Below are 16924 nucleotides of genomic sequence, written 5' to 3'. Positions count from 1 at the left end.
AGCACTATCCGGACCAGTCCGCCGAACCCCGCAAAACCGGCCGTGGCACGGCTCGCCGGACGGCTCGCGGCCCAGCGTCCGGCACAACCGCGCGCGGCACGGCCGCCGGACGGCTCACGGCCCAGCGTCCGGCACAACCGCGCAGCGGCTCCCCGCGGCCGATCGCGGTCCGGTGCTGGCACGGCAGTAACCAGCATCGGATCGTGGCCCGGTAAAAGACGCGTGGCGTGCGGCATCAGCTGTGGCGGATTCGCGGTCTCGGTGGGAGACGGCCCGTGTGGCAGTGATCGCAGGTGGAGAGGCCTGGTTGACGGCGCGAGTCGCGCGGCGGTATCCGGCACCGCGTCGCGGCCCGGCGACGGCATGGGCTTTGCCGGCCCGGCGACGTGGGCTGTGCGGCGGTGGCCAGCAGCGGACCGTGGCCTGGCGGCGGTGTGGGTTGTGGCGGTGGCCAGCCGTGGACCGTGACTTGGCGGCGGTGTGGGCTGTGGCGGTGACCGGCAGCGGATCGTGGCCTGCCGAGAGGCGCCGGCCCTGCGGTGGATCGTGGTCCGGCGAGGCTGGTCCGTGGGGCGGTAGCTGCAGCGGACAGTGTGGCGATGACCGAGGTGGATCGTGGCCCCGAAAAGGCGCGGCCCCGCGGCAACCACCGCTACTGGCCGTGACGTGGGGTCTGGGGCCTCGGGCCCCAGGGCAGAAATGAAAGAGCGACCCCGGTCCGCGTTTCCCAGCGGACAGAGATCGCTCATCGCTTGTGCCCCCGGCAGGATTCGAACCTGCGCTTTCGCCTCCGGAGGGCGACGCTCTATCCCCTGAGCTACGGGGGCTCAGTGATGATGAGCCTAGCAGCACCCCCTGCGACCCGGCCAACCGGTATCGCCGAAAACGGACGGGCCGCCGGGAAAACCCGGCGGCCCGTCGATAACGCCTGGTCAGGAGGCGGCGCCGAGCTTCTCCTGGAGGGTCTTCATGTCGGTCATCTCGCGCTGCTGGCTGTTGATGGTCAGCTGTGCGGCTTCGACGACCTCCTTGTCCTTGCTCACCTCGGCGACCTCCTGGGCCATGTGCACGCCGCCCAGATGGTGCTTGATCATCATCTGGAGGAACAGGCGGTCGCCCTCGATGCCGGTGGTCTCGCGGAGTTTCTTCATCTCCTCGGGGGTGGCCATGCCGGGCATCAGGCCGTTGATCACGGCGCCGGCGCCGTCCGGCATCCAGGCCATGGCGGGCTGGTTGCCGGTGGGCTGGAGGTCCCACTCGCGGAGCCAGGCCTGCATCATGCCGATCTGGCCCTGCTGGTTGAGGGCGATGTCGACGCCCATGGTCCGCACTTCGGGGTCGGACGCCTGCGCATACGCGATGAGGCCCATCTCGACGGCCTGGGTGTGGTGGGTCGTCATGTCCCGGGCGAAGCCGGCTTCGGCGGAGTCGTCGGCGGGCAGACTCTCGCCGTGCGGCACCAGGAAGCCGATGGCGACGCCGAGGACGAGCCCCAGCACCAGCGCCACCGGGATCCAGTAACTGAACCGGGAAGGCGCTGGGGCGGGGGTGTCCACGGAGACGGTGGCGGACACGGTCAGCCCTGCGGGGTGCTGCCGGTGACGGAGACGCCGCGGTCGCAGAGAGCGGTCGGGCCCTCGATGGAGGCGTTGACCCGGAGCGCCTTGACGAACTCGTCGATCCGCGGGTCGTCGACCGAGTCGACCTTGAGCTGGTAGCCCCAGGCCTGCAGGGAGACGGCGTTGGTCAGCCCGGGGAACGGGCTCATCATCGCCTTCTCCTTGCCCTCGACCTTTGCGGCCAGGGTGGCGACCTGGTCGGCCGGCAGGTCGGGGCGGTAGGCGATCCACACCGTGCCGTGCTCCAGGCTGTGCACCGCGTGCTCGTTGGGGATCGGCTCGGTGTAGACGACGCCGTTGCAGTTCTCCCAGCTCGGGTTGTGCTCACCGGCGACCGGCGGGGACTGCTCGTACTTGAGGACGCCGCTCTTGTGCTGGCTGCCCTTGACCAGGTCGGGGTTGGTCTCGCGGTAGTTGACCAGGCCGGTGATGGCGGCGGCCCGCTCCTCCCACGGCACGGCCTTGTCCTTGTCGCTCTTGACGGAGGCGAAGACGCCCCAGCCGATGATGCCGACGGCGACGACCACGACGAGGCCGGCGACGGCGATCGGGCCCCAGTTGCGCCCGCCGCTCACCTTGACCGGCGTGACCGGCTTGCGACCCTTGCCGCCCTTACCGCCCTTGCCGGTGGGGCGGGACCCGCCGGGCTTGCCGGCGCCGGAGCCGCCGGAGGGCGGCTTGCCCTGGCCTGTGGTCTTGCCGACCTTGACGGTGGACGGGACCCGTTCGGGCCCCGGGGTGCTCATGCTCATCGTGCCTCGTCGATTCGTCAAAAAGGGAAGGGGCGGGGCTCGGGTGGCCGCCGAACGCCGAAGTCTACCCCCGATAGCATGGCTGAGTGACTCCCGCCAACCTTGCTGACACCGTTCTCTCAGCCGCTCGTGCCGTATTCGAGACGCGCGGACTCGACGTCGCGCTGCTGCCCGCCACGACGACGGTGGAGCGGCCGCGCAACCCCGAGCACGGCGACTACGCCTCCAACCTCGCCCTGCAACTGGGCAAGAAGGCCGGCGTCGCCCCGCGCGAGCTGGCCGCGGCGCTCGCCGAGGAGCTGGGTGGCCGCGAGGGCATCAAATCGGTGGAGATCGCGGGCCCGGGCTTCCTGAACATCCGTCTGGACGCGGCCGCGACCGGTTCGATCGCCAAGCTGGTGGTCGAGGCGGGTTCAGCCTATGGGCGTAACACCGCCCTCGCCGGGCAGAAGGTGAACCTCGAGTTCGTCTCGGCCAACCCGACCGGCCCGATCCACCTGGGCCACACCCGCTGGGCCGCCGTCGGCGACTCGCTGCGCCGCGTGCTGTCGGCCGCCGGCGCCGAGGTGACGAGTGAGTACTACATCAACGACGCGGGCGCCCAGGTGGACCGGTTCGCCCGTTCGCTGTTCGCGGCGGCCAACGGCGAGCCCACCCCCGAGGACGGGTATGTCGGCGAGTACGTCACCGAGATCGCCAAGGTGATCACCGAGGCCGATCCGGGCCTGGTGGGGCAGCCGGCCGAGACCGCGCTGCCGGTCTTCCTGGCCCGTGGTTACGAGCTGATGCTCAAGGAGATCCGGGAGAGCCTGGAGCGCTTCGGCGTGCACTTCGACGTGTGGTTCTCCGAGCAGACGCTGCACAACGGCGGCGCGGTCGAGCACGCCATCGAGGAGCTGCGCAAACAGGGTCACATCTTCGAGGAGGGTGGCGCGGTCTGGCTGCGGACCACCGACTTCACCGACGACAAGGACCGGGTGCTGATCCGGTCCAACGGTGAGAAGACCTACTTCGCGGCCGACGCGGCGTATTACATCAACAAGCGCGAGCGTGGCTTCGACCGTTGCATCTATCTGCTCGGCGCCGACCATCACGGCTACATCGGCCGGCTCAAGGCGATCGCAGCGTGCGCCGGCGACGACCCGAAGCAGAACATCGAGATCCTGATCGGCCAGCTGGTCAACCTGGTCCGTGGCGGGCAGCCGGTGCGGCTGTCGAAGCGGGCCGGCAACATCATCACGCTGGACGAGCTGGTCGAGGCGGTCGGGTCGGACGCCGCGCGGTACTTCCTGGCCCGGTCGTCGACCGACTCGGCGCTGACGATGGACATCGAGGAGATCACCCGGCACGCGCCGGACAACGAGGTGTACTACGTGCAGTACGCCCACGCCCGGATCTGCTCGCTGCTGCGCAACGCCGCGGACATCAACCTGACCCGCGGCGACGACCTCGACCCCGCCCTGCTGTCGCACGAGCGGGAGAACAACCTGCTCAAGACGCTGGGCCAGTTCCCGGCCGTGGTGGCGACCGCCGCCGAACTGCGCGAGCCGCACCGGATCGCGGTCTTCCTGGAGGAGCGGGTCGCCCCCGACTACCACCGGTTCCAGGAGGCGTGCCGGGTGCTGCCCTACGCCGGCGACGAGCCGACCGATCTGAACAGAGCCCGCCTGTGGCTGGTGGAGGCCACTCGTACGGTGCTCGCCAACGGTTTGGACCTCCTCGGGGTCTCCGCGCCGGAGAGGATGTAGGGCATGCGCGCACACGAGGCCGGGGCACTCCACGGTGACCTCGGCAGTCGCGGGCCGGCCTGGCTGCGTACCCCCGAAGATGTGAACGCCCTGGTGCCGCAACTGTGGCCGCGGACCGTGACCAGGACGGACGCCGGGGATCTGCAGATCGGCGGCGTCGGCGTCGCCGATCTGGCGGCCGACTACGGCACGCCGGCCTACCTGCTCGACGAGGACGACCTGCGGGCCCGCTGCCGGGACTTCAAGGCGGCCTTCGCCGAGGCCGACGTCTACTACGCCGGCAAGTCGTTCATCTGCAAGGCCGTCGTCCGGGTGATCGACGAGGAGGGGCTCTTCCTCGACGTCTGCTCCGGCGGCGAGCTGGCGGTGGCGCTGGCGGCCGGTTTCCCTGCCGAGCGGATCGGCTTCCACGGCAACAACAAGTCGGTGTCCGAGCTGCGCCGGGCGCTGGAGGCCGGGGTCGGGCGGATCATCGTCGACTCGTTCCACGAGATCGCCCGCCTGTCCGAGCTGGCCACCGAGCTGAACAAGCGGCCCGGTGTGCTGATCCGCGTCACCGTGGGTGTCGAGGCTCACACCCACGAGTTCATCGCGACCGCGCACGAGGACCAGAAATTCGGGTTCTCGCTGGCCGGCGGGGCGGCGTTCGCGGCGGCGGCGCAGATCCTCGACGAGGGCGTGCTCGACCTGCGCGGCCTGCACTCGCACATCGGCTCGCAGATCTTCGACACCAGCGGGTTCGAGGTGGCCGCCCGGCGGATCCTGGAGCTGCAGGCGCAGATCCGGGACGCGCGTGGCGTGGAGCTGCCGGAGCTGGACCTGGGCGGTGGGTTCGGTATCGCGTACACCACGCAGGACGACCCGTCGACGCCCGGTGACCTGGCCAAGCGGATCAACAAGATCGTCGAGTCGGAGTGCGAGCTGGCCTCGCTGCGCAAGCCGCACCTGTCGATCGAGCCGGGGCGGGCCATCGTCGGGCCGGCGGTCTTCACCCTCTACGAGGTGGGGACGGTCAAGGACGTCGACGGCATCCGGACGTACGTGAGTGTGGACGGCGGGATGAGCGACAACATCCGGACCGCGCTGTACGACGCCTCCTACTCGGCGACGGTGGCCAACCGGCGCAGTGACGCGGAGCCGCTGCTCGCCCGCGTTGTGGGAAAACATTGTGAGTCCGGGGACATTGTCGTGAAGGATGAATTCCTGCCCAGCGACGTGCAGCCCGGAGATCTTCTCGCGGTCCCCGGGACCGGCGCGTACTGCCGGAGCATGGCCAGCAACTACAACCACGTTCCTCGGCCACCCGTGGTCGCGGTTCGCGACGGCGCCGCCCGCGTCATCGTGCGCCGGGAGACCGAGGACGACCTGCTTGCATTGGATGTCGGATGAGCCCCGCCAAATCCGTCCGCCTGGCTCTGCTGGGCTGCGGCATCGTTGGTTCCGAAGTGGTCCGTCTGCTGCACGAGCAGCGTGACGACCTGACCGCCCGGATCGGCGCCCCTCTCGAGATCGCCGGCATCGCGGTGCGGCGCCCCGGCCGGGAGCGCGGCGATCTGCCGGTCGACCCGTCGCTCTTCACGACGGACGCGCTGGGCCTGGTCAAGCGCGACGACGTGGACGTCGTGATCGAGGTCGTCGGTGGCATCGAGCCGGCCCGGACGTGGCTGACCGAGGCGCTGCGGGCCGGCAAGAGCGTGGTCACCGCCAACAAGGCGCTGCTGGCCGAGGACGGCGGGGCGCTGCACGACGCGGCGGCCGACGGCGGCGCGGATCTCTACTACGAGGCCTCGGTGGCCGGCGCGATCCCGCTGCTGCGGCCGCTGCGTGAGTCGCTGCACGGTGACCGCGTGACCGCGGTCACCGGCATCGTGAACGGCACGACCAACTTCATCCTCTCCTCGATGGCGTCGACCGGCGCGGGTTTCAACGAGGCTTTGGAGGAGGCGACCGAGCTGGGGTATGCGGAAGCCGACCCCACCGCCGACGTGGAGGGCTTCGACGCCGCCGCGAAGGCCGCCATCCTCGCCTCGCTCGCCTTCCACACCCGGGTCACCGCCGCCGACGTGTTCCGTGAGGGCATGACCGGGGTGACCGCCGGCGACATGGCCAGCGCCAAGGAGATGGGCTGCACGATCAAGCTGTTGTGCATCGCCCGGCGCACCGCCGAATCGGTGAGTGTCCGCGTGCACCCGGCGATGATCCCGCTGACCCACCCGCTGGCGAGTGTCGGCGACGCCTTCAACGCGGTGTTCGTCGAGACCGAGGCGGCCGGTCCGCTGATGTTCTACGGCCGGGGCGCCGGTGGCCGGCCGACCGCGAGCGCGGTGCTCGGCGACATCGTGGCGGCCGCGCGTAACCGGCTGACCGGCGCCCGCGCGCCGAGCGAGAGCAACTACGCCGAGCTGACGGTCCGCCCGATCGGCGAGTCGCTGACCCGGTACCACATCAGCCTCGACGTGGCCGAGAAGCCGGGCGTCCTGGCCACCGTGGCCGGTGTCTTCGCCCAGCACGAGGTGTCGATCGCCACGGTCCGCCAGTCCGGCCGGGCCGACGACGCGAAACTGGTCATCGTCACGCACAGCGCGCCGGACGCGGCGCTGGCCGCCACCGTCGAGGCGCTGTCCCGGCTGGACATCGTCCGGTCGATCGCGAGCGTGCTGCGTGTCGAGGGGGGTGCCGGCTAGTGCTCGACCACGTGGGCTTCCAGTGCCGGGACCTGGCGGCGAGCGCCGCGTTCTACGACGCGGTGCTGGCGCCCCTGGGCGGCTCCCGGTTGATGGACTTCAAGGTCGCCATCGGGTACGGCACCGACCACCCCGATTTCTGGATCGGTGAGCTGAACGAGGGCGAGGGTTTCGTCGAGGCCCACATCGCTTTCACCGCCGTCGATCGGGCCGCTGTCGACGCGTTCCACCGGGCCGCCGTCGCGGCCGGGGCCGAGGTGCTGCACGAACCCCGCCTGCACCCGGAGTACCACGAGCACTACTACGGCGTCTTCGTCCGCGATCCGGACGGCAACAACGTCGAGGCCGTCTGCCACCGTCCTGAATAATGGCCTGCAAATCCCGAAGACTGACATGCGAATGAAGGAGTACGGCCATGTGGCGGGGCTTGATCGAGGCATACCGGGACCGGCTGCCGGTCTCCGAGGCCACCCCGGTGGTCTCGTTGCACGAGGGCAACACGCCGCTGGTGCCCGCGCCGGTGCTGTCCCAGCGGATCGGCGCTGACGTCTACCTGAAGGTGGAGGGCGCCAACCCGACCGGCTCCTTCAAGGACCGGGGCATGACGATGGCCGTCTCCAAGGCGGTCGAGGAGGGCGCCAAGGCGATCATCTGCGCCTCCACCGGCAACACCAGCGCCTCCGCCGCGGCGTACGCCGCACGCGCCGGCATCACGTGTGCCGTGCTCGTCCCGCAGGGCAAGATCGCGCTCGGCAAGCTGGCCCAGGCCCTGGTGCACGGCGCCCGCCTCCTGCAGGTCGACGGCAACTTCGACGACTGTCTCGCGCTGGCGTCGAAACTGTCCCAGGACTACCCGGTGGCGCTGGTCAACTCGGTGAACATCTTCCGCCTGCACGGGCAGAAGACGGCGTCCTTCGAGATCGTCGAGGCGCTCGGCGACGCGCCGGACATCCACTGCCTGCCGGTCGGCAACGCCGGCAACATCTCCGCGTACTGGATGGGCTACCAGGAGGACTTCGAGGCCGGAAACAGCTCGAAGCTCCCGAGGATGTACGGCTTCCAGGCCTCCGGCGCCGCCCCGATCGTGAACGGCGCGGTGGTCGAGCACCCGTCCACGATCGCCACCGCCATCCGGATCGGCAACCCGGCCAGCTGGACCAAGGCGCTGGACGCCCGGGACGCGTCGGAGGGCCTGATCTCGGCGGTCACCGACCGGGACATCCTGAACGCGTACCGGCTGCTGGCCCGGGAGGTCGGTGTCTTCGTCGAGCTGGGCAGCGCGGCCAGCGTGGCCGGCCTGCTGCAGCAGGCGGAGGCCGGCCGGATCCCGGCCGGCTCGCGGGTGGTCTGCACGGTGACCGGGCACGGCCTGAAGGACCCGGAGTGGGCGATCTCGACCGCCCCGTCGCCGACCGTGATCCCGAACGACGCCCTGCTCGCGGCGAAGGCGCTGGACCTGGCCTAACGCCTCCGGCCTGACGCCTCCGGCCTAACGCCTCCGGCTTTCTCCGGTTTCCGAATCGGCCGCAGCATGATCTGTAAGACTGAGGGTTGTTCAGGACCCACCTTGAGGTCCGGGTCGCGGAAGGCCGTCGACCGCGTCTCTACCGTCCTGAACAATCCTCACCGGCTGCGGCCTCTTCGGCTGCCTGGGATCCCGCCTCACGGACCAGCAACTCCATGGCCTGGGCCACGATCGTCAACTCCTCCGCTGAGAGTCGGCTGAGGAGTTCGCGCTGCTTCGCCACCCCTGCCGTGATGATGCCCTCGATGAGTTCGGTGCCCGCCTTCGTCAGTCCGATCCGGCGAACCCGCCGGTCGTTCACATCCTCCGTGCGCGTGATCAGGTCCTGCACGACGAGGCGGTCGACCATGCCGCTGAGCGCCGCGGCGCCGACACCGAGCATCCGGGCGAGCTCCCCGCCGGCGAGTGTGCCGTGCCGGGAGAGCAGCAACATGATCTTGAGTTGCGACATCGTCAGGTGTGACGAGAAGAGCGGGTCCGACCGGTCGTCGGCGAACAGGTGCTCGAGCTGGATCGACGAACCCATGATGTCCGCGATGAGCTTCTCTTTCTGGCCCAGCGCCTGCTCCTTTTGTGACGTTCCTGTTGCAGGACGGTACCAGGGGGCCCGGTGAAAAACCATTTGTTCGCGTCATGCAAACTATCAATATCGACCGAACGATTCTCGGGGGAGCGCCCATGTCAGCTCTGACACGGCTCAGCCTTGCCAACCGAGGTCTCGTCGCCCTGATCGCCGTGGTGATCAGTGGCTTCGGGCTCTATGCGATCCCGTCCCTCAAGCAGCAGCTCTTCCCCTCGATCGAGCTGCCCGCCGCGTTCGTCAGCGCGGTGTTGCCCGGAGCCTCGCCGGAAACGGTCGAGGAGCAGGTGACCAAGCCGATCGAGGACGCGGTCAAGGGCATCGACGGCATCGACACCGTCACGTCCACCTCCCGCGAGAACGCCGCCAGCGTCGTCGTGATGTTCGAGTTCGGCACGGACATCGAGTCCGCCGTCAACCAGGTCACCACCTCGATCAACCGCATCCAGGCGCAGCTGCCGGAAAATGTGGATCCCCAGGTCTTCGCCGGCGGCACCGACGACATCCCGGCGATCGTGCTCGCCGCGTCCGGCGGCTCCGACGAGTCCGACCTGCTGCGGCGGCTCAACGAGACCGTGGTGCCGGAGCTCAACGGGATCGAGGGCGTCCGCGACACCCAGGTCACCGGCGCCCGCGCCAAGCAGGTCGTGATCACCCCCGACCTGGCGAAGATGGGCGCGGCCGGCATCAACCCGTCGTCGCTGACCACGCTGCTCCAGGCCAACGGCAACTCCATCCCGGCCGGCGCGGTCACCCAGGCGGAGAAATCGCTGACCGTGCAGGTCGGCACCTCGATCACCTCGGTCGACCAGCTCAAGGACCTCTACCTGACCGGCTCGCGCGGCCCGGTCCGCCTCGGTGACGTCGCCGCGGTGGAGAGCAAGCTGCCGGCCGCCGAGTCGTACACGCGGACCGACGGGGTGAACAGCCTCGGCATCGCGGTCACGGCCCGGCCCGACGGCAACCCGGTCTCGATCTCGCACAAGGTCCGCGACCTGCTCGCCGAGCTGCAGCAGGACTCCGGCGCCACGCTCACGGTGATCACCGACCAGGCGCCGTACGTGGAGAGGTCCATCGAGAGCCTGACCACCGAGGGCCTGCTCGGCCTCGCGATGGCGGTCGTGGTCATCCTGGTCTTCCTGCTCAGCGTCCGCTCGACGCTGGTCACCGCGGTCTCCATCCCGCTGTCCGTGCTGGTCGCGCTGATCGCTCTGTGGATCGGCGACTACACCCTCAACCTGCTCACCCTCGGCGCGCTGACCATCGCGGTCGGCCGGGTGGTGGACGACTCGATCGTGGTGCTGGAGAACATCAAGCGCCACCTCGAGTACGGCGAGGAGAAGGTGCACGCCATCCTCGGCGCGGTCCGTGAGGTGGCGGGCGCCGTGGTCGCGTCGACGCTCACCACGGTCGCCGTCTTCGCCCCGATCGCCCTGGTCGGCGGTCTGGTCGGGCAGATCTTCTCGTCCTTCGCGATCACCGTGACGGTGGCGCTGCTGGCCTCGCTGTTCGTCTCGCTGACCATCGTGCCGGTGCTGGCGTACTGGTTCCTCAAGCCGCCGCCCGCCGGCGCCGACAACGAGGCGGTCCGCAAGGCCGCCGAGGAGAAGGAGCTGCGCAGCCCGCTGCAGCGCGGCTATCTGCCGGTGATCCGGTTCGCCACCACCCGGCGCTGGACCACCGTGCTGATCGGCATCGTGGTGCTGATCGGGACGTTCGCGCTCTCCACCCGTCTGGAGACCAACTTCCTCGACGAGTCGGGTCAGGACAGCCTCAACATCAGCCAGGAGCTGCCGCCCGGCACCAGCCTGGCCGCCACCGACGAGGCGGCGAAGAAGGTCGAGGCCGTGCTCTCGGCCCGCGACGACATCACCACCTACCAGGTCACCGTCGGCGGCAACTCGGCCAACCCGTTCGCCGGGGGCGGCGGCGCCGGCACCGCCAGCTACAACGTGGCGCTGGACGAGGACGCCGACGCGGAGAAGGTCTCCGGCGAGTTGCGCGACGAGTTCGCCAAGCTGACCGGCGCCGGAGAGATCAAGATCGGCCAGGAGAGTTCCGGGCTGGGCAGCAGCCAGCTCTCCGTGCAGGTCGCGGCCGCCGACAACGAGGCCCTCGCCACCGCCACCGAGCAGGTCCGGACCGCGATGACCGGGATCTCCGGCGTCACCGAGGTGGACACCACCCTGGTGGCCAGTGTGCCGCGGATCGAGGTCGAGGTGGACCGCAAGGCCGCCGCGGCCGCCGGCCTCACCGAGGCGCAGATCGGCCAGACCGTGGCGGGCACGTTCCGCAGCGTCCCGGCCGGTCAGATCAGCGTCGACGGCGCCGGCGAGGACGTGGTGATCTCGTTCGGCTCGGCTCCGGCCGACCCGGCCGCGCTGCGTGCCCTGCCGCTGACCACCCCCCGCGGCGTCGTCCCGCTGGACCAGGTCGCCGAGGTCAAGGAGGTCGCCGGCCCGCCCACGATCACCCGGACCGGCGGCAACCGCACGGCCAGCGTCACCGGCGCGGTCGTCGGCTCGGACCTCCGCAAGGTCAACGCCGACCTCAAGAAGGCCCTGGACGCCCTGGAGACGCCGCCCGGCGCGGAGATCACGATCGCCGGTGTCGGCGCCGACCAGGCGGAGGCGTTCGAGCAGCTCGGCCTGGCCGTGCTGGCGGCCATCGCGATCGTCTTCATCATCATGGTCGCGACCTTCCACAGCCTGCTGCAGCCGGTGATCCTGCTGGTGTCGATCCCGTTCGCGGCGACCGGCGCGATCGGCCTGCTGCTGATCACCGGCACCCCGCTCGGCGTACCGGCTCTGATCGGTGTGCTGATGCTGGTCGGCATCGTGGTGACAAATGCCATCGTGCTGATGGACCTGATCAACCATTACCGCGCCGAGGGGTACGGGGTGCAGGAGGCCGTGATCGAGGGCGGCCGGCACCGGTTGCGCCCGATCCTGATGACCGCGATCGCCACCATCTTCGCGCTCATCCCGATGGCGCTGGGCCTGACCGGCGAGGGCGGCTTCATCTCGCAGCCGCTGGCCATCGTGGTGATCGGCGGCCTGGTCAGCTCGACCCTGCTGACGCTGGTGCTGGTGCCGACGCTCTACACCCTGGTGGAGAACCGCAAGGAGAAGAGCCGCGCCAAGCGTCTCGCCAAGCGGCTGCGCAAGGGCAAGGGTGACGGCGCCGCCGGACCGAAGCACGCCGCCGACGAGCCGGCCGACGACCTGGTGCCGGCCGCGGTGGCGACGCCGGACTCCAGCGGCGGCGCGCACGAGGCCCCGGCCGAGTCCGGCAGGTCGGCGCTGCGGGGCGTCACCGACCAGTTCGAGGTGCTCAAGATGCCGCGCAAGCCGGCCGGCCCGGCCGAGTAGGCGGTAGCGAAGTCGATGCCCGGTCCCCGGTGGGGCCGGGCATCGCCGTTATGGTCGGGTACGTGCCAGCAGCCTTCTCGGTCCTTACCCGCAATCGTGACTTCCGCCGGCTGTTCGCGGCCGAGCTCGTCGTCTTCGGCGCCGACTGGTTCGTCATGGTGCCGCTGCTCGTGCTGCTCCCGGAGCTGACCGGCGGCGGCACCCTGGGCGCGATGGTGCTGGCCGCCGACACCGGCATCCTGGCGCTGCTGCTCCCGTGGACGGGCACGGTCGCCGACCGGGTGGACCGCCGCAAGATCCTGATCGTCGCCAACGCGGCGGCGTTCCTGTCGGTGCTGCTGCTGTTCGCGGTACGGTCCGCGGCCACCGCACCACTCGCGCTCGTCGCCGTGGGGGCGATCGCGGTGTCCAAGGCCTTCTACTCCCCGGCCGCGTCGGCGGCGCTGCCGAACCTGGTGGACCCGGAGGACCTCGCGGCGGCGAACACGATCGCCGGCTCCGCCTGGGGCACCATGACGGTGGTGGGCGCGTCGCTGGGTGGCGTGGTCAGCAGCGCCTTCAGCCCGTACGCCTGCTTTGCCGTGACCGCCGTCCTGCTGCTCACCGGAAGCCTTCTCACCGCCCTGATCCGACGGCCGATGCAGGCGCCGCGCAGCGGTGGCGGCGAGCCGGCCCGGACCCTGCCCGCCCTGCTGGAGTCGCTGCGTTACATCGGTGGCCGCCCGCGGCTGCGCGCCCTGGTGACGGTGAAGTCCGCGGTCGGGCTCGGCAACGGCGTGCTGACCGTGTTCCCGCTGATCGCGGCGGCGCACGGGGTCGGGGCGCTGGGCGCCGGGCTGCTGTTCGCGCTGCGCGGCGCGGGCGCGCTGGTCGGCCCGCTGGTGATGCGCCCGGTGCTGAACCGGCCGTCCTGGCTGCTGCCCGGCCTGGCCCTGTCCATGGGCCTGTACGGCGTCGGCTATCTCGGTGTCGCCTTCACACCGTGGTTCCCGCTGGTGGCGGCGCTGGTCTTCGTCGCGCACTTCGCCGGCGGCAGCAACTGGGTGCTCTCCAACTTCGCGTTGCAGGGCGAGGTGCCGGACGTGTTGCGGGGCCGGGTGTTCGCCACCGACATGATGCTGGCGACGCTGGCGATCGCGGTCAGCCAGCTGCTCGCGGGCGCGGCCATCGACCGGGTCGACTCCCGCTGGATCATCGCGGGCTGCGCGTCGATCACCCTGACCTACGCGATCGGCTGGCGGATCGCGACCCGTCGGCTCCGCCCGTCGGCCGAGCCGACATTCGGGATTACCGGTACCGGGGAGCTTCCGCCGAAATGATCACGCCCTAGCATGTGGCGATGGGCTCGACCTTCGTCACCGAAACGGTCTCCGTCAGCACGCCGGCGACCAGCGCCAATCTCGGCCCCGGCTTCGACGCCCTGGGCCTGGCGCTGACGCTGCACGACGACCTGTCGGCGCGGGTGACCGACGGCGGTTTCACCGTGACGGTCCGCGGCGAGGGCGCCGGTGAGCTGCCGACCGGCGCCGACCACCTGGTGGTCCGCGCGATGCTCGCGACCTTCGACGAGGTGGGCGAGCGGCCGGCCGGCCTGGCCGTCGAGTGCGTCAACCGGATCCCGCAGGCACGGGGCATGGGCAGCTCGTCGGCGGCGATCGTCGGCGGCGTCCAGCTGGCTCGCGGCCTGATCGCCGGTGGCCTCGACCGGATCGACGACGCGGCCGCCCTGCGCATCGCGGCCCGCCTCGAGGGCCACCCGGACAATGTCGCTCCGTGCCTGCTCGGCGGGTTCACGGTGGCCTGGACCGAGCCGGACGGGGCGCGGGCGGTTAAGCTGACGCCGGCCGAGGGCGTGCGCCCGACGGTTTTCGTTCCGGCTGAGTTGGGGTATACGGCGTCCGCGCGAGCCGCGCTGCCGTCCGAGGTGCCGCACCACGACGCCGCGTTCAACGCCGGGCGGGCCGCGCTGCTCACGCACGCTCTCACGAGTGATCCGTCGCTGCTGTTCGCGGCCACCGAGGACCGTCTTCACCAGGGCTATCGCGCCCCGGGGATGCCGGCCACGGCGGCCCTGGTGGCGGCGCTGCGCTCGGCCGGAGTGGCCGCCGTGGTCAGCGGCGCCGGTCCGACAGTGCTGGCGTTGACCGAGGTCCCGGGCGATTTCGCACCCGGTGCGCACTGGCACAGCGAAGTGCTGGGCGTGGATGACGCCGGTGCTCGTGTGAAAGGGGGTATGGTGGAACACGCCGAGCGGGGTCCTGTTGCCGCAGGTCGCACGAGTTGACTACGCTCAAGACCTAGCACAGCCGCGAAGCAAGCGATCTCTGCGGTTCGGCGCACCCCCGAGATTTCTGGGCCTTCTGGCCTTTCTCAACTCTCATCAAGGCAAACGCCGGGCAGCACCCATGGATCGCTGCACTCGCCGAGACCTACCCGCCGGCACTCGACGGGCAGGGATACCGTCGAGCTGCCGTGCTGCACGAACTCCCGCGCCGCTGTTGCGAAGCGGGTTCCGAGGGCACCCGGCCCAAGGCTGAAGTTCCGGGTGGACTCGGGCTTTTTCCGACGGAAGGAATCCATTGAGCGACACCACCGACGTGACGTCGGGTGTTTCTGACGTCGCTGACGGCGCAGGCACCACCGCGACTGCTACGAAGCGCCGCCGGGGCGGCACCGGGCTGTCCGCCATGCTGCTGCCCGAGTTGCAGAGCCTCGCCGCCTCCCTCGGCATCTCCGGCACCGCCCGGATGCGCAAGGGCGAGCTGATCGCCGCGATCACCGAGCGCCAGAGCGGTGGCGCCCCCGCCGCCGAGACGGCTCCGCGCCCGCGCACCAACGGCTCCGACGCCGTCGCCCAGGCTCCCGCCCAGTCCGCTCCGGCCGAGGCGCCGCAGACCGCGGCCGCTCCGGCCGAGACCGCGCCGGCTCCGGCCGAGCGCCCGTCCCGGAGCCGCCGCGAGCGGGGTTCCCGGGAGAGCGCGCCGCGCCAGCAGGAGACCGCGGCCGCTCCGGCCGAGGCCCCCGCGCCCGCCGTGACGGCCGAGGCCCCGGCGCCCGCGCCTGCGGCCGAGCCCACCGAGCGCCCGGAGCGGGGCGAGCGTCCCGAGCGGGGCGAGCGCAACCGGGACCGGCAGCGCAACCAGCGCGACAACCAGCAGCGCGACGGCCAGCGTGACAACCAGCAGCGTGACAACCAGCAGCGCGACGACCGCGACCGTGGTCCCCGCGACAGCCAGGGTCACGATGACGACGACAACGACGGCGAGGGCGGCCGCCGGAGCCGGCGCAGCCGCTTCCGGGACCGTCGCCGGGGTCGTGACCGTGACGACAACCAGCGTGACGAGCGCGGCGGCGGCCAGCGTGAGGGCCGGGAGCCGCACGTGGCCGAGGACGAGGTGCTCGTCCCGGTCGCCGGCATCCTGGACGTGCTGGACAACTACGCGTTCGTGCGTACCACCGGCTACCTCTCCGGGCCGAACGACGTCTACGTCTCGATGTCGCAGGTCAAGAAGTACGGTCTGCGCCGCGGCGACGCGGTGACCGGCGCCGTGCGGTCCACCCCGCGGGACGGTGGCAACGACGGGCAGCGGCGGGACAAGTACAACCCGCTGGTCCGTCTCGACACCATCAACGGGATGGAGCCGGACGAGGCTCGTCGCCGGCCCGAGTTCTACAAGCTCACCCCGCTCTACCCGCAGGAGCGCCTGCGGCTGGAGACCGAGCCGCACATCCTCACCACGCGCATCATCGATCTGGTGATGCCGATCGGCAAGGGCCAGCGCGCGCTCATCGTCTCCCCGCCGAAGGCCGGTAAGACGATGGTGCTGCAGGCCCTGGCCAACGCGATCACCCGCAACAACCCCGAGTGCCACCTGATGGTCGTGCTCGTGGACGAGCGGCCCGAAGAGGTCACCGACATGCAGCGCACGGTCAAGGGCGAGGTCATCGCGGCCACGTTCGACCGCCCGCCGCAGGACCACACCACGGTCGCCGAGCTCGCCATCGAGCGGGCGAAGCGGCTGGTCGAGCTGGGTCACGACGTCGTCGTGCTGCTCGACTCGGTGACCCGTCTCGGCCGGTCGTACAACCTGGCGGCGCCGGCCTCCGGCCGCATCATGTCGGGTGGTATCGATTCGACAGCGCTCTACCCGCCGAAGCGGTTCCTCGGTGCGGCGCGCAACATCGAGAACGGTGGCTCGCTCACCATCCTCGCGACGGCGCTGGTGGAGACCGGGTCGATGATGGACACGGTGATCTTCGAGGAGTTCAAGGGCACGGGCAACGCCGAGCTCAAGCTCGACCGCAAGATCGCCGACAAGCGGGTCTTCCCTGCCGTGGATGTCTCCGCCTCCAGCACCCGTAAGGAAGAGATCCTTCTGGGCAAGGAGGAGCTGGCGATCATCCACAAGCTCCGCAAGGTGCTCAGCTCGCTGGAGTCCGGCGCTGCCCTGGACCTGCTGATGGACCGGCTCAAGCAGACCCGGACCAACATCGAGTTCCTGATGCAGATCGCCAAGTCCACGCCTGGCGAATAAACGAATAAAAACGACGCAGCCCACCCAAACGGGTGGGCTGCGTCGTTTTTGTCGCACAACATGTCTGATTCGGTCCATCCCGGGTCATGCGAACCTCCGGTATCCCCGCC

At 70.4% G+C, this 16924-nt stretch carries 12 protein-coding genes and 1 tRNA gene; 9 read left to right on the top strand and 4 right to left on the bottom strand.

Features of this window, described 5'->3' with window-relative positions:
* Nucleotides 1-755 precede the first annotated feature (755 nt).
* The 3 genes from BM290_RS28980 to BM290_RS28970 form a co-directional block, all read right to left on the bottom strand.
* Nucleotides 756-827: transfer RNA gene (locus BM290_RS28980), tRNA-Arg, on the bottom strand.
* A 105-nt stretch (nucleotides 828-932) separates the two neighbouring features.
* Nucleotides 933-1574: a DUF305 domain-containing protein gene (locus BM290_RS28975; protein WP_239143759.1), complete on the bottom strand. Its 642-nt coding sequence runs from the start codon at nucleotides 1572-1574 to the stop codon at nucleotides 933-935.
* A 2-nt stretch (nucleotides 1575-1576) separates the two neighbouring features.
* Nucleotides 1577-2371: a thioredoxin-like domain-containing protein gene (locus BM290_RS28970; protein WP_093619078.1), complete on the bottom strand. Its 795-nt coding sequence runs from the start codon at nucleotides 2369-2371 to the stop codon at nucleotides 1577-1579.
* Nucleotides 2372-2457: 86 nt separating this feature from the next.
* Here BM290_RS28970 and argS point away from each other — a divergent pair, with 86 nt between their 5' ends.
* Genes argS through thrC form a run of 5 tightly spaced genes read left to right on the top strand, consistent with a single transcriptional unit; the run spans nucleotide 2458 to nucleotide 8268 of the window.
* On the top strand, nucleotides 2458-4119 hold the full coding sequence (gene argS, locus BM290_RS28965) for an arginine--tRNA ligase (protein ID WP_093619077.1): 1662 nt from the start codon (nucleotides 2458-2460) through the stop codon (nucleotides 4117-4119).
* Nucleotides 4120-4122: 3 nt separating this feature from the next.
* Nucleotides 4123-5508, top strand: a complete 1386-nt coding sequence (gene lysA / locus BM290_RS28960; protein ID WP_093619076.1) for a diaminopimelate decarboxylase — start codon at nucleotides 4123-4125, stop codon at nucleotides 5506-5508.
* Nucleotides 5505-6803: a homoserine dehydrogenase gene (locus BM290_RS28955; RefSeq protein WP_093619075.1), complete on the top strand. Its 1299-nt coding sequence runs from the start codon at nucleotides 5505-5507 to the stop codon at nucleotides 6801-6803. Before lysA ends, BM290_RS28955 begins: the two co-directional genes overlap by 4 nt.
* Nucleotides 6803-7171 (top strand): VOC family protein, encoded by a 369-nt coding sequence (locus tag BM290_RS28950; RefSeq protein WP_093619074.1) that lies wholly within the window; start codon nucleotides 6803-6805, stop codon nucleotides 7169-7171. The genes BM290_RS28955 and BM290_RS28950 overlap by 1 nt, the downstream gene beginning before the upstream one ends.
* 47 nt (nucleotides 7172-7218) lie before the next feature.
* On the top strand, nucleotides 7219-8268 hold the full coding sequence (thrC, locus tag BM290_RS28945) for a threonine synthase (RefSeq protein ID WP_093619073.1): 1050 nt from the start codon (nucleotides 7219-7221) through the stop codon (nucleotides 8266-8268).
* 139 nt (nucleotides 8269-8407) lie between these two features.
* Here the strand turns inward: thrC and BM290_RS28940 are convergent, their stop codons facing one another.
* A complete protein-coding gene (locus BM290_RS28940; RefSeq protein ID WP_239143760.1) occupies nucleotides 8408-8854 on the bottom strand; it encodes a MarR family transcriptional regulator in 447 nt (148 codons plus the stop codon).
* A 152-nt stretch (nucleotides 8855-9006) separates the two neighbouring features.
* Between BM290_RS28940 and BM290_RS28935 the strand changes: the two genes are divergently transcribed.
* From BM290_RS28935 to rho, 4 genes are all read left to right on the top strand, one after another.
* The gene (locus tag BM290_RS28935) at nucleotides 9007-12279 is read left to right on the top strand and encodes an efflux RND transporter permease subunit (protein WP_093619071.1); all 3273 of its coding nucleotides are present in this window, start codon (nucleotides 9007-9009) and stop codon (nucleotides 12277-12279) included.
* A 62-nt stretch (nucleotides 12280-12341) separates the two neighbouring features.
* The gene (locus BM290_RS28930; RefSeq protein WP_093619342.1) at nucleotides 12342-13598 is read left to right on the top strand and encodes an MFS transporter; all 1257 of its coding nucleotides are present in this window, start codon (nucleotides 12342-12344) and stop codon (nucleotides 13596-13598) included.
* 20 nt (nucleotides 13599-13618) lie between these two features.
* The gene (gene thrB / locus BM290_RS28925) at nucleotides 13619-14563 is read left to right on the top strand and encodes a homoserine kinase (RefSeq protein ID WP_093619070.1); all 945 of its coding nucleotides are present in this window, start codon (nucleotides 13619-13621) and stop codon (nucleotides 14561-14563) included.
* A 295-nt stretch (nucleotides 14564-14858) separates the two neighbouring features.
* Nucleotides 14859-16814, top strand: a complete 1956-nt coding sequence (gene rho / locus BM290_RS28920; RefSeq protein WP_093619069.1) for a transcription termination factor Rho — start codon at nucleotides 14859-14861, stop codon at nucleotides 16812-16814.
* The last annotated feature ends 110 nt before the right edge of the window (nucleotides 16815-16924 follow it).

The sequence above is a fragment of the Actinoplanes philippinensis genome, assembly GCF_900113015.1.
In the GTDB taxonomy this organism is placed as follows: Bacteria; Actinomycetota; Actinomycetes; order Mycobacteriales; family Micromonosporaceae; genus Actinoplanes; species Actinoplanes philippinensis.
Note: the sequence above shows the minus strand (reverse complement) of the source record. Positions and strands in the feature narration are given on the sequence as shown.